Below are 13,193 nucleotides of genomic sequence, written 5' to 3'. Positions count from 1 at the left end.
GCCGCCCTGTATAAACGAAAAATTAACTCGCCAACTCTCTAAGTTTTTCAATACCGGCTGGCTCGGAAGCCAGTACCGGAACGAGCGCTAAATGGTCAGCGTGCTGATTCTTAACAGCCTCAATCTGAGGCAGTTCCTGCTGGGCGCGCTGGCAAAGAAGTGGTGAATGCGTTTCTGCAATAGAAAGGCTGTTATTGATAATCCAGCCCCAGGGATGAATTCCCGCACGTTCCAGATCGGACTGCAAATTTGCGGCTTCCAGCACAGGTGTGGTTTCAGGCAGAGTGACCAGCAGAACTTTGGTACGTTCCGGGTCCTGAAGCTGCATCATCGGGGTAGTAAAATGACCTTTATCTCCCATCTTCTTAGCAATCTCACGATGATAAGCTCCGGTAGCATCAAGCAGTAATAGCGTATGTCCGGTTGGTGCAGTATCCATGACCACAAACCGTTTGCCTGCTTCACGGATAACGCGTGAGAACGCCTGAAACACCGCAATCTCTTCTGTGCAAGGTGAACGTAAATCCTCTTCGAGCAGCCGTTTCCCCGCCTCATCCAGATCCCTGCCTTTCGTCTCAAGAACGTGCTGACGATAGCGTTCAGTTTCATCGTGAGGGTTGATTCGGCTGACCTGCAGGTTTTTGAGGCTGCCGTTCAGCGTTGTACTCAGGTGCGCAGCAGGATCAGAGGTCGTGAGATGCACGTCAAATTCCATGTCTGCCAGCCTGACGGCGATAGCCGCAGCCATTGTGGTTTTACCTACGCCACCTTTGCCCATCAGCATAATCAGGCCATGTTCACTGCGAGCGATATCATCAACCAGGCCAGAGAGCGATAAGTTTTCAGGCGTGCACAGGACGTTCGTTGTAGGGAGGTGTAATCTCTCGGAGCGGGTGTCCAGCAGTCCCTTCAATGCAGATACGCCAACCATGTTGACTGGCTGTAGTAATAAGGTATCTGTCGGTAGCTCAGATAAACCGGCAGGAAGATTTGCCAGAGCTTCCTGCTCCCGTCGCCATATCGCAGCGGCCAGGGCGTCATGTTCAGCTTCGGCTGCGGGCAGCACACCATTAATAACCAGGTACTGGTTTTTCAGGCCAATTGTAGCCAGCTCTTCATGGGTGCGGGCGACTTCCTGCAGCGTTGATTTTTGCAGTCGTGCAACCAGAACCAGGCGGGTACGTTCAGGATCGGATAATGCCTCTACAGCATGAGCATACTGCTCACGCTGCTTTTCCAGCCCGGCCATTGGGCCAAGACAGGAAGCACCATCCGGGTTACTCTCAATGAAGCTACTCCAGGCACCGGGAAGCTGGAGAAGGCGAATAGTGTGGCCCGTCGGCGCTGTATCAAAAATGATGTGATCAAAGCGGGTCAGCAGAGAAGCGTCAGTCAATAAGCCGGTGAACTCATCAAACGCCGCAATCTCAGTCGTACAGGCTCCTGAAAGCTGCTCGCTGATACTGTTAACAACGTCATCAGGCAGAAGACCTTTGATGGGATCAACGATTCTGGCGCGGTATTGCTGGGCGGCTTCCTGCGGGTCAATCTCCAGTGCGGAAAGTCCAGGAACTGCTGTCACAGGACGAATCGAGTTACCGATAGCCTGATCGAATACCTGGCCGACATTTGAGGCAGGATCGGTACTGACCAGCAAAACCCGCTTACCCTGTTCTGCAAGGCGGATAGCCGTCGCGCAGGAAATGGACGTTTTTCCTACGCCTCCCTTACCGGTAAAAAACAGGTAAGGCGGGATATTCTGTAAGAATTTCATATGTCCTCCTGACATATTCAGCAACAGGAAGTATTACCACCACAGCAGCTGGTGGGAGCTAGCCCTACCTTCTCCAGCGGAATACCGAACCAGCGAGCCAGCTCAGCGCGTTTTGGATATCGACCTGCCATCACTGTTTCACCATCCAGCAACAACAACGGAAGCCCTTCTGCTCCAGATGCTTCGAGGAATGCTTTCGCTTTCTCATTCTGAACAAAGCTCATGGGCTGCTGCGCCAGGTTGTAACGTTTAACCTGTACGCCACGTCCTTTCAGCCACTGCACATCAGCAGAAAAATCAACCAGAACCTGATCGACATCTGAGCCACATACGCCGGTACTGCAGCACATTGCCGGGTCAAACACCGTTAACGTTTTCATTCTGAATACCTCACATTCGAAAAATCATATATATTCAGGTAAATTTTTAGATACAAACAGCCTTACCGCTACCAGAGCAGTTTGCCGATGCCAGCCTACGGGCGATGACCTGTACGTCGTCCTGTTGGCTTGACCAGGCCTGCTCAATCACCTGAGCGGCCCAGGAAGGAATATGCGGGGACAGGCGGTAGTGAACCCACTTGCCCTGTTTGCGATCCATTAAAAGTCCACTTTCCCGGAGCATTGCCAGATGGCGTGAAATCTTGGGCTGAGACTGTTCCAGCGCCGTACATAGATCGCACACGCATATCTCTCCCATCTCTCTAAGCAGCAACACGATGCCCAGACGAGTTTCATCTGAGAGGATTTTGAATAGTTGTAGGGCAGTTAACAGCATCACTCCTCCTTTTCATTAAGTAATAGGATACGCTCAGTCGAAATAAAATCAACAACACATACGAAAAATCGAATGTGTTGTTTAAGTCATGACTTGAACTAACTTATACGCATTAGAATTAGTTGTAGTTAAATTCTCCAGAGGTAAATTCTGGGTTCGAACAGGACCTCAAGCTCGCTTATTGCTGTGTGTGTACCGCTTCATATCAAAATCAATAATGGCACGCTGATCGCAGAAAATGCCGCACCGGCCGTAACGGATAAGTCCTCCACGTTGAACAGCAATACGGATGTATTTCTCCGCGGTAGTGCGATGCAGATCGAATATCGCGACAACATCCTTCGTCGTGATACGTCTGTGCTCCTTCACTAATTCGATGATCCGGGTGATGATTTGAGTGCGCTCACTGTGCGTTTTTGGTCTCGCCATCAGTTATGACCTCCCCGCCTGGCGCAGGCAGTCTTTCCGGCGCTTGGCAATACGGGAAACCTCAACAGCACTCCCGGCGATACCAAACATGTCCGAATAGACAGCGGCCGCTCTTCGCCACAGTCCCTTCTCCTCAAGCGCCATCGCTTTCTGCTCAGCAGCCTGCATCCTGACCGGGTCGCTGTTTTCCAACATGCAGGGGAGGATCGCGTCTGGAATATCCGCGTGTGGTACCGCCTCGTATGTGTACTGAACACTATTCCGGGAACGAACGATCACGCCTTCATCGCTTAAGTCACGAAGCAATTTGCCAGCTGTTGCACCTGACATATCCAGTGCCTCTGCAACATCGCCTACAGCGCAGTTAGGTTGGTAGCGCACAAACACGGCTACCTGCTGTTTTTGTGCGAATTGTTTGGTCATTGGTCAATACTCGATTAGTTGGTTAAACCTGCCGCTTTACGGCGCTTATATTCTTCCATCAGCAGCTGTGCCGGAGTTGGCCCTGCCGGATGCTGCGGTGCAGCAAGCTGGCGACGAATTGGTGGAACCGACAGCCCGTTACTTACGTGCTTCGTCCATTTGGTTAATAACTTCTCAGCAAGTTTTTTAAGTTCCCCCTCAGTCATCTGACGCTCTACGCCAGTTCTGCGCATTTCGATGCATATGTGATACAGCACCGACTGCGGCCACGGATATTTGTCGCTGCCCGAATAACGGTAAGACTCGTTACGCCAGCGGCGATACTCAGTCATCACCCGGTCAGATGTCAGACCGAACGGATTAGCCCCGCTTTCGGAAACCAGCGAAACAAACTCAGCGAGATCCGGAGGCCAGGTATTCCCAACTGCGCAACGTTCAATACATTGCTGACAGACCAGTTTTATCTGTGCTTCAGTCATCGAACCTATCTGAGCTATCCAGAGGGCCGTGGGTTCTGCCCCATTCTTCTGCGTCCAGCGGTTCGAGAAGATTTCCCCCATCACCTGCCACAACCGCCATGCCGTCTCCGTCGCCATCAAGTCCGTTCCGGCGTCGCCACTCTGCGTGTGCTGACTGTATTTGCTGTACAGCCCGGGATGCTGCTGGTTGTGGTCGAACTGTTGCATTCTCGGTACCTCCCGTTTGTGGTGCTTTCAGAACCTTTGCGCGATCCAGGTGGCGAGCAAACTTCTGCTCCCACTGAATTTGATGAAACACTTTCCCTTCGGCCTGCCAGTAAGCGATGAAGCTACTCAGCTCGGCTTCGATATTTATGCCTGCCTTGACCGGCATGCCCCACAGGGTTGCCTGTCGTGCAAAGTCGGCTGTTGGCTTCCAGTCTTCAAACATTCGGAATTTGCCAAATGGGTGATGTTGCCCAATTCCGATACCTGGCTGATCCGGATAATCAGGAATGACAGGTTCGACCAGTTCTCTATGTGTGGGGTTTAGATCTTTATGGTTCCTTGGTAGATTCCGTGTCCCGTTTTTGGGACTGTTTAAAGGGAAAAACGGTACTCTTTGGTTAAAATCCGAACTGTTAACAATCCCTTTTTTGGTACCCTTATCACCTGAAACAGTCCCGTTAATGGCACTGTTTGTATTAACAGTTCCGTTTTCGGTACGGTTCAAATTAACCGTCCCGTTTTTGGGATCCTTTAAAGAGTTCCGGTTTTGGGTCTGTTCGGCATCGGGGATGCTTTCCTCAACACCGACCAACTTGTACACAGGAATTTGCTTTGTCCTGCCTCGTCGTTCGCCTGTGTCGACTACCAGACCGATTTCCTGCAGGTGCTGTAAGCCTGCAAGCACCGTCTTTCTGTCCATCTCCGTAGCCTCAGCAAGCGCAGCGACAGATGGATAAGCGCACAAGTCAGCGCCGCACATATCAGCCAGCCAGGTCAGGATCGCCTTACTGGAGGATTTTCCGGTCTTAACTTTCTTGGCCCACCGCATTGCATCAATGCTCATGAAGCCTCCGGGTTGAATTCATTGGTCAAAACTCGATTAAAAAAATTGCGGCGCTACGGCGCTGATACTCGCCAGTAGTGGTCCCGCCGCGTCAGCAGGTAACATGTTGAATAAAGCGATTGCCGCTTCGCGGATCTCCTTCTCAAGCTTTTGCAGCGGTGCGCCCAGCAACTTCGCCTGATGCGCCTCACTGCATTCTTTGATAGAACTAGCTATCAGCTCGGTTTCCGTTCTTGCATTACTGAGGCCATGCTTTCTGGCTATCTCAATAGGCATAGCTGCGACGATTGCGCTCGACAGCTGCATTACGTAAGCGGTGTATTTCTCCGACCCACCTTCATTTTTCAGATAGCGGAATAAATTCTGCTTATTGACCGCGATGCCGCGGCCCCCTTCCTTCGCCCACTGCTCAGCCACCAGCTGAGCGATTTTTTCCTGCGCCTGGCCGGGCAAAGTGGACTCCCACTCCCGTACAGCAGCCTGTATTGAACTGTGCTTAAAGTTATCTCGCCGATGCGCCATAAACTGATTTTGAGTTTTCAACTGTCCGGCCAGACGTTGGTTATGATGTTGATATGTGGCTGACTGCATGATTAAGCCTCCTTCTGAGGTAAACCATCGGTGGCGTTGGGATAGAGGTCCGGACGTAACTCATGCGGGGTTACTTCCCAGTCCAAAACCCTGCATGCGTTTAGTACCTCTGTGCTGGCCACCTGAGTACGAAACCAGACAGAAACAGTTTGCGAGTTTTTACCTAAGCGACGAGCCAGCTCTGATTGACTGCCACAGAGTGAAATAATCTTCTTTTGAATGTTTATGTTCATTGAGCCTCCTAAATTTCGTACCACATACTTGATAATTTACTTATCAATGTCAAGAAATTTAACTGACCACATTTGAAAAGAAACTTTGTATGCTGGACTACTGGTTAGATTTGGAACTGAAAATGAACTTTGAAGAACGTTTGCAAAGAGCAATTGATGAGGCAGGCATTTCTCAATCTGAACTGGGACGCCGGATAGGCGTCAACTCGCAAACCGTTAGCCATTGGTGTAACTCAGGGATTTTCCCGCGCAAGGAGAAGCTGGTTCTCTTGCCTGAAGCCCTTGGAAAGCCTCTTTATTGGTTTTTCATGACTGATGAAGAAGAGCAGCACATTGCTTCTGTAATGCAGAGTAAAACAGTTCTAACCCCCCACCAATCAGCTCTATTGGAAGTTTTTGACCAACTTCCGGAAGCCGAGCAGGATAGATTTATTTCCTTAGCCAAAACCCGCCTTGATGAGCTCGATGCATTCATGGCGGAATTTTTACGTAAAAGAAAAATAGATCCTCAGTCATAACCCCCAAACCATATCTTCAAAGGCCGCTATAAGCGGCTTTTTCACGTCTGCGCTCCCCTAAAAATGATAACCCAAACCGACACTGGTATGTTATTTATCAATTTAAGCTTGACCTATGGTATGTTTATTTGTAGCCTGATTTTAGCAAATCAGTCATCAAGGCAGGACGCCCACGTAGTAGCTGCCGGCGGCATACGAAACACCGGATGAGATGGCAAGACAATCGCGCAGCAGGTTTAACGTTCCGCTAGCCGGCGATAAGGCGAAATGAGTGAACCCCTTGGATCACTCGACACAGGGGTTAACTATCAAGGTAGGAAATAATGCATATCGAAATTTTCAGAATTGAAGGGCGAGCTTGTTTACTCATATCCCCCATCAGTATTTCTGTAGCGGAGCGACTGGCTACCGCCATGGAAAACAGCGAAGTCGTTGCAGCTCTTGGTGCTTATTTCACACCCGTTGGTGAGGCACCAGTTGGTGAACTCGTTGGGCTCTATCTCTACTTTGATAACCTCGATACCGCTGCGTTCATAACGATCAATCATCTGATTGAAACGGATAAGCCAATCCCGGTAGTCGTCAGGTAGAACCCACGAATCTGTCAGTACCTCTATGCAGGAATCATATTGGTCGCGGTTTTTGAACCAATAAACACTTATTGGACGGGTTGCCATTTTTATGTCCTTGCAGGCTGATTTCAGATTTCAGCATACCACCGAGACTGAGGTGGTTAAAAGGCAGGCATTAACAGGAGAAGATCAACTATGACCGATTTCGCTAGAAAACCAGCACGGTGCCAGGCCGTACATCTGCCCTATTTTTGGGCAGTCGTCCGCCGCATTTGCTACGCCCTCGCTCAAAAAGGCGATCCCTCCGCTTCATAAAGCACAAAACCCGCGCAAGGCGGGTTAAGTACCCGGTCAGCCGACCAAAGCTTTCCGGAATCGAGTTTTGACCAATGACCACTACCCAAGGCGGCAATCATTAGCTGCGGGTATCTTACAACCAAAATTTAGGACCCGATATGGAATTCTTTCATTTAATCAAAGCAACCCAGAAGTCAGGCAAGCCTGACGCTATTTTCTGGCAATCCCAAAAAACCGAAGCGCGCGCCAGTCTCGCACTCGACGTCGCTCTCGAAGATGCTGAAATCGAAACCGGGCGCGGACATGATTACCTCAAGCCGGTTCGTACTGATTTCCCGGTATTCAATGACCTGCCAGAGGAAAGCATCATTGATTTCGAATGGTGCAAACGCTACGAGCTTGGAGAAGACAACCGTACCTGGTATCCGATCATCAAGTCTGAACCTGAGGGCGAGAACAAGCAGGCTAATAATTTACATTCCGGGGCGGGCAATTCCTCCACGGAAAAACCAGCATTACTCCGCCCTGTATCGCGCTTGCGTCTCCCGCAACGCCTCATCGCGCACCTGATTAATGACACTGAAGAAAAGGAAATCAGCGAAGAGCGGCACATCCAGATCGGGCAGATGGAAAACGATGATAGCAACCAGTACGTGCAGAATCTGTTACTGGCAGCAGCTAAAGTTCCCGATATCAAGGAGCTTTCTGCCCATGTTGAGTGGAACCTTGTGAGTGCAATAAAACAAGTGTTCCAGCGTGACCAGGTTTATACCGTCGGTTCACTCGAAGAGTTTATGACTGAATGGGTCAGCGCGCCTGAAACCAGAACCACCACCGTTCACAAATGGCTTTTTGATAAAGAACCTGAGGTTGTTGTTAAGGATGAAAGCATCCCCTCCACAACCACACCAGTGCTTATTACCGTGGCAACCCTCCCCCTGCGCCAGCGCATTCTTGCCCAGTTCATTTCTGATGAATATGCATACCACGTCGATGCAGAACAGAAGAAAGCCATCCAGGAACTCGAAATGGATGTTGATAACAGCTATGTGCAGAACCTGTTGCTGGCTGCTGAAAACGTGGAGTTTTTTAAGAATGCTTCTGAGATAGACATCTTCCGGGTTGTAGCCGCTCTGAAAACCGTCTTCCCGGTTGAAGGGAAACGGACTGAACTGTCTCTTGTTATGCGGTTCATCAGGATCTGGTTCAGCACGGAGCACATTGATCGCGGCATTCTTATTCGCGAATGGGCTGCTGGCAATCGCATTAGCAATGTTCAGCGCACTGATTCCGGTACCAATGCAGGCGGCGGAAATAAGACAGATCGCAATCCAGAACTGAAACATGATCTCGACGCTCTGGATTTGGAAATAGCCCTGGCTACCCTTTCAGGTGATTTTAATATCTACGATATTCCCGGAGCCCCGTATCGTCTTGCGAAAGACATCGTATCCGCTAAAGATAGTCCGTTTAAAGAGTGGTCTGCGGCCCTACGTAACGTCCCCGGCATTCTGGACTATTCACGCGCCGCTATCTTCGCGCTCATCAGGAATGCTCATCCTTCGTATTACCTCAATGCCGCACGTCTCAGCGGATACATAAATGCGAACCTTACAGAAAGTAACCATGAAAATCCGAAAGAAGAGACTCTGGTTGCGGCGCGGCACGCACCAGAAGTCAGTTGGGAAAATGAAATTAACCAACAAGTCGCTGCCGAAAAAGCGGAGGTAGCCTATGGCGGCAGCACCCAAGGTGCAGCCAACGAACCGCAAGTTGAAAATCTCGGCGGCGGTGTGTTCTCCATTGACGGTCTGATGAACGAAAAACAACCAGAAAACGATGACCGTTCACCGGTTAATGAGGAGACCACCAGCGATGTGCAGATTGAAAAAACTGGCAGTAATGAAACCCCGGACAGTGCTCCGTTATCAAAGGGCTCGGCGGAAATTATCGCAAGCACAAGCTCTACTGAAACTGATTGCAGCTCAGTTGCCGAAAGAACTCAATCCGATTTGAATGAAAGTTACTCTGTAGAAAGGCTTTACACGCATTTGATGGTGGATATTGAAGCGTTCGGCAAAAAACCGGACTCCCCTGTCGTTTCGATCGGAGCGGTTTTCTTCGACCCAGCAACAGGTAATACAGGTTCTGAGTTTTATAAGATTATCAGCCTTGAGTCGTCGATGGCCTGGGGAGGTATTCCGGATGCTTCCACCATTATCTACTGGCTAAGAGCATCACCTGAGGCTCGTTCTGAGTTGGTAATGGATGATGCCATTCCTCTCGATGACGCTTTACTCCAGCTAAATGAGTTCATAACCGAGAATGCGGTAGATGGTGCTGAATCTGTTCAGGTCTGGGGTAACGGCGCTACTTATGACAACGTTCTGTTGGCTGAATCATATGGTCGCACCGGTATCCCGTGCCCGTGGAAGTTCTGGAATAACCGAGATGTGAGAACCATCGTCGAACTTGGTAAAGCTGTCGGCTACACGCCTCGTTATGAGATCCCGTTTGTTGGCGAACCACATAAAGCAATCTCAGACGCCCGACACCAGGTGAAATACGTATCTGCGATCTGGCAACGTCTGATTTCAAACTGATTTTTAATTTTCTAAACCGAAACAGCCTGCCCACTATCATTGTGGTCAGGCCATTGAGGGTGATGGCTATGAGTGAGCAATATCTGATACCGCTGGCTGAGTGGAAGTCCGGAAGGTTTGGTTTTGAAATCACAAACACTACGCTGGTTAAGTACGGAAAGCTTGGCTATATCAATCCTAAACCCGAAAAAGTGCGTGGGATATGGTGCGTTGACCGCAGTGCAATCTATGTCGGCCCAAGCGCAGTAGGTGTAGCTCCAGAAATTCACGACGATGATGACGATGTGCTAAAGGAGATCCTTAATCATGTCACCGAGGCCACGAAAAAATAGCATCTCTATTCCCGGGCTCTACGCCCGGTTTGATCGCCGCACAGACAAAACTTATTACCAGTACAAAAACCCTGTCACCGGAAAGTTTCATGGGCTTGGTACAGATAAAGCAAAAGCAGAAAAGGTCGCTATTACCGCCAATCAACGCTTGGCAGCGGCTGAAACTGATTTTTTCATGAAAAAAATTAATGAGAACCCATCAGCAACTAAACAACGCGGGGTTCGTTTGAGTGCCTGGGTGGAACGATATCTAAAGATCCAGGCGGTTCGCCTGAAGAATGGCAGCATTGCCGAGGCTACTTTCAAAGAAAAGAATCGAATGGCTAGCTTCCTTGTGGCGCGTTTGGGCAATCACCCAATCCGCGAACTGGAAGTACGTGACTTTGCGCTAATTATGGATGAATGGCTGGACAGAGACATGGTCAGTACAGCGCAGGTTAATCGCGGGTTGTGGATTGATATTTTTAAAGAAGCGCAACATGCGGGCGAAGTTCCGCCAGGCTGGAATCCTCCGGAGGCGACGCGCAAGCCGGTACCGAAAGTTACCCGGGCAAGACTTACTTTGAATGACTGGCAGAAAATTTTCGCTGTTACCGAGAAGGGACATTACCTGCGTAATGCCATGCTGCTGGCGCTAGTCACTGGCCAGCGGCGGGATGATATCCGCAACATGAAATTCACGGATGTATGGGATGGGTATTTGCATGTCACGCAGGGAAAAACTGGGATGCGTCTTGCACTCCCTTTGACATTACGGTGTGACGCAGTGGGGATGACGTTGAAAGAGGTGATTGATGGTTGCCGGGATCGAATTCTGAGCCCGTATATGGTCCATAGTCGCCGTCAGAAAAAAGGCCAGCCAATGAGTAAAGACAACCTGAGTGATTATTTTGCTGATGCGAGAGACCTTGCCGGCATAAATCCTCCGGAAGGAAAAACCCCAACCACTTTTCACGAACAACGATCTCTTTCGGAGCGGCTGTATCGTGCGCAGGGGATCGATACCAAAACACTGCTTGGGCACAAAGTGCAGGCCACTACCGATCGTTACAACGACACTCGCGGCCAGGAGTGGGTCAAGCTGGTCATTTAAATGGCCGTTTTTTCCCGATCGAAAGAAAAATTATTGTAAAATTCGCGGCCATCGATGATGGATAAGCGTTTTATTTGCCGTCATTTGTTTTGGTGAAAAGTTTTGGAGAAATTTTGGAGAAGAGAAAAAGTTGAACATTTTCAATACTCTAAAAGCATCCCGCCTTATGAACAAGAAGGTAGAATTCGAATGATCGGTCGACTGCTTCGCGGCGGTTTTATGACCGCCATTTATGCCTACTTATATATCCCGATTATCATTTTGATCGTGAACTCGTTTAACAGCTCGCGTTTCGGGATCAACTGGCAAGGCTTCACGACCAACTGGTACAGCCTGTTGATGAACAACGACAGCCTGTTACAGGCGGCTCAGCACTCTCTGACGATGGCTATCTTCTCCGCAACCTTTGCCACACTTATTGGCTCCCTGACTGCCGTGGCGCTTTATCGCTATCGTTTTCGCGGAAAGCCGTTCGTCAGTGGGATGCTGTTTGTGGTGATGATGTCGCCAGATATCGTGATGGCGATTTCACTGCTGGTGCTGTTTATGCTGCTGGGCATACAGCTTGGCTTCTGGTCGTTACTGTTTTCCCATATCACCTTCTGCCTGCCGTTTGTGGTGGTCACCGTCTACTCGCGTCTGAAAGGGTTTGATGTCAGGATGCTTGAAGCGGCGAAGGATCTGGGTGCCAGCGAGATGACTATCCTGCGCAAAATCATACTACCGCTGGCAATGCCTGCCGTTGCCGCCGGGTGGCTGCTGAGCTTTACCTTGTCGATGGATGACGTTGTGGTCTCCTCTTTCGTGACCGGGCCTGGCTATGAAATTCTGCCGTTGAAGATTTACTCGATGGTGAAAGTTGGCGTTTCGCCTGAGGTGAACGCGCTGGCGACTATTCTGTTGGTGTTATCGCTGGTTATGGTTATTGCCAGCCAGCTTGTTGCGCGTGATAAAACAAAATCTCTGGGGACATCGAAATGAAAAAAATGTTTGCCGCTGCGGCGCTGGTGCTGGTGCTGGGTATGAGCACGGCGCACGCTGATGACAGCAAGACACTCTACTTCTACAACTGGACCGAGTACGTGCCGCCTGGTCTACTGGAACAGTTCACCAAAGAGACCGGCATCAAGGTTATCTATTCCACCTATGAGTCGAATGAAACCATGTACGCCAAGCTCAAAACGTACAAAGATGGCGCGTACGACCTGGTGGTTCCATCGACCTATTTCGTCGACAAAATGCGCAAAGAGGGCATGATCCAGAAGATCGATAAAACGAAGTTGTCCCACTTCAATAATCTTGATCCACAGATGCTTAACAAGCCGTTCGACCCAAATAACGACTACTCCATTCCATATATCTGGGGTGCAACGGCCATTGGGATCAACAGTGACGCCATTGACCCGAAAACCGTCACCAGTTGGGCAGATCTGTGGAAGCCTGAGTATAAAAGCAGCCTGCTGTTAACCGACGATGCGCGCGAAGTGTTCCAGATAGCACTGCGTAAGCTGGGGTATTCCGGTAACACCACCGATCCGAAAGAGATTGAAGCTGCCTATAACGAGCTGAAAAAACTGATGCCAAATGTGGCGGCGTTCAACTCAGATAACCCGGCTAACCCGTATATGGAAGGTGAAGTGAACCTCGGGATGGTCTGGAATGGCTCCGCCTGGGTTGCGCGTCAGGCCGGTACGCCGCTGACAGTGGTCTGGCCAAAAGAGGGCGGGATCTTCTGGATGGACAGTCTCTCTATTCCGTCTAACGCCAAAAACGTTGAGGGTGCACTTAAGCTTATCAACTTCCTGCTGCGCCCGGACGTGGCAAAACAGGTTGCCGAAACCATCGGTTATCCCACGCCAAACCTGGCCGCGCGTAAACTGCTAAGCCCGGAAGTCGCAAACGATAAGTCCCTGTATCCGGATGCCGACACAATCAGTAAAGGCGAATGGCAGAATGATGTTGGCGACGCGAGCCGCCTTTACGAAGACTATTACCAGAAGCTAAAAGCTGGCCGCTAATCG

At 50.0% G+C, this 13,193-nt stretch carries 16 protein-coding genes; 7 read left to right on the top strand and 9 right to left on the bottom strand.

Going from position 1 to position 13,193, the window contains the following annotated elements; all coding sequences use genetic code 11:
- Positions 1-22 precede the first annotated feature (22 nt).
- The 9 genes from arsA to HV107_RS19855 all read right to left on the bottom strand — a co-directional run bounded on the left by arsA (position 23) and on the right by HV107_RS19855 (position 5,757).
- The gene (arsA, locus tag HV107_RS19890) at positions 23-1,774 is read right to left on the bottom strand and encodes an arsenite efflux transporter ATPase subunit ArsA (RefSeq protein ID WP_182060505.1); all 1,752 of its coding nucleotides are present in this window, start codon (positions 1,772-1,774) and stop codon (positions 23-25) included.
- Positions 1,775-1,791: 17 nt separating this feature from the next.
- On the bottom strand, positions 1,792-2,154 hold the full coding sequence (gene arsD / locus HV107_RS19885; protein ID WP_182060504.1) for an arsenite efflux transporter metallochaperone ArsD: 363 nt from the start codon (positions 2,152-2,154) through the stop codon (positions 1,792-1,794).
- A gap of 46 nt (positions 2,155-2,200) precedes the next feature.
- The gene (arsR, locus tag HV107_RS19880; RefSeq protein ID WP_182060503.1) at positions 2,201-2,551 is read right to left on the bottom strand and encodes an As(III)-sensing metalloregulatory transcriptional repressor ArsR; all 351 of its coding nucleotides are present in this window, start codon (positions 2,549-2,551) and stop codon (positions 2,201-2,203) included.
- Positions 2,552-2,719: 168 nt separating this feature from the next.
- The gene (locus HV107_RS19875) at positions 2,720-2,980 is read right to left on the bottom strand and encodes a DUF977 family protein (RefSeq protein WP_182060502.1); all 261 of its coding nucleotides are present in this window, start codon (positions 2,978-2,980) and stop codon (positions 2,720-2,722) included.
- A gap of 3 nt (positions 2,981-2,983) precedes the next feature.
- Positions 2,984-3,403, bottom strand: a complete 420-nt coding sequence (locus HV107_RS19870; protein ID WP_182060501.1) for a PerC family transcriptional regulator — start codon at positions 3,401-3,403, stop codon at positions 2,984-2,986.
- 14 nt (positions 3,404-3,417) lie between these two features.
- Positions 3,418-3,963 carry a replication protein P gene (locus tag HV107_RS19865; RefSeq protein WP_259349640.1) on the bottom strand — a complete coding sequence of 182 codons (546 nt, stop codon included), beginning with the start codon at positions 3,961-3,963 and terminating at the stop codon, positions 3,418-3,420.
- Entirely contained in the window at positions 3,875-4,933 is a 1,059-nt protein-coding gene (locus HV107_RS27355) for a DnaT-like ssDNA-binding domain-containing protein (protein ID WP_259349639.1), read from the bottom strand. The genes HV107_RS19865 and HV107_RS27355 overlap by 89 nt, the downstream gene beginning before the upstream one ends.
- Before the next feature lie 36 nt (positions 4,934-4,969).
- Entirely contained in the window at positions 4,970-5,524 is a 555-nt protein-coding gene (locus HV107_RS19860; RefSeq protein ID WP_182060499.1) for a toxin YdaT family protein, read from the bottom strand.
- Between the two features lie 2 nt (positions 5,525-5,526).
- Positions 5,527-5,757, bottom strand: coding sequence for a YdaS family helix-turn-helix protein (locus HV107_RS19855; protein ID WP_182060498.1), 231 nt, complete (start codon positions 5,755-5,757; stop codon positions 5,527-5,529).
- A gap of 89 nt (positions 5,758-5,846) precedes the next feature.
- Between HV107_RS19855 and HV107_RS19850 the strand changes: the two genes are divergently transcribed.
- The 7 genes from HV107_RS19850 (at position 5,847) to potD (ending at position 13,190) form a co-directional block, all read left to right on the top strand.
- Positions 5,847-6,275 carry a helix-turn-helix domain-containing protein gene (locus HV107_RS19850; protein WP_182060497.1) on the top strand — a complete coding sequence of 143 codons (429 nt, stop codon included), beginning with the start codon at positions 5,847-5,849 and terminating at the stop codon, positions 6,273-6,275.
- Positions 6,276-6,598: 323 nt separating this feature from the next.
- Positions 6,599-6,865 (top strand): hypothetical protein, encoded by a 267-nt coding sequence (locus HV107_RS19845; protein WP_182060496.1) that lies wholly within the window; start codon positions 6,599-6,601, stop codon positions 6,863-6,865.
- A 437-nt stretch (positions 6,866-7,302) separates the two neighbouring features.
- The gene (locus HV107_RS19840) at positions 7,303-9,747 is read left to right on the top strand and encodes an exonuclease (RefSeq protein WP_182060495.1); all 2,445 of its coding nucleotides are present in this window, start codon (positions 7,303-7,305) and stop codon (positions 9,745-9,747) included.
- Between the two features lie 68 nt (positions 9,748-9,815).
- A complete protein-coding gene (locus HV107_RS19835; RefSeq protein WP_182060494.1) occupies positions 9,816-10,079 on the top strand; it encodes an excisionase in 264 nt (87 codons plus the stop codon).
- Positions 10,054-11,172 (top strand): phage integrase Arm DNA-binding domain-containing protein, encoded by a 1,119-nt coding sequence (locus HV107_RS19830; RefSeq protein WP_182060493.1) that lies wholly within the window; start codon positions 10,054-10,056, stop codon positions 11,170-11,172. The genes HV107_RS19835 and HV107_RS19830 overlap by 26 nt, the downstream gene beginning before the upstream one ends.
- Positions 11,173-11,361: 189 nt before the next feature.
- Entirely contained in the window at positions 11,362-12,153 is a 792-nt protein-coding gene (potC, locus tag HV107_RS19825) for a spermidine/putrescine ABC transporter permease PotC (protein WP_182060492.1), read from the top strand.
- The gene (potD, locus tag HV107_RS19820) at positions 12,150-13,190 is read left to right on the top strand and encodes a spermidine/putrescine ABC transporter substrate-binding protein PotD (RefSeq protein WP_182060491.1); all 1,041 of its coding nucleotides are present in this window, start codon (positions 12,150-12,152) and stop codon (positions 13,188-13,190) included. The genes potC and potD overlap by 4 nt, the downstream gene beginning before the upstream one ends.
- Positions 13,191-13,193 lie beyond the last annotated feature (3 nt).

The organism is Enterobacter sp. RHBSTW-00175 (genome assembly GCF_013927005.1).
GTDB lineage: Bacteria > Pseudomonadota > Gammaproteobacteria > Enterobacterales > Enterobacteriaceae > Enterobacter.
This window is presented reverse-complemented; position numbering and strand designations above follow the sequence as displayed.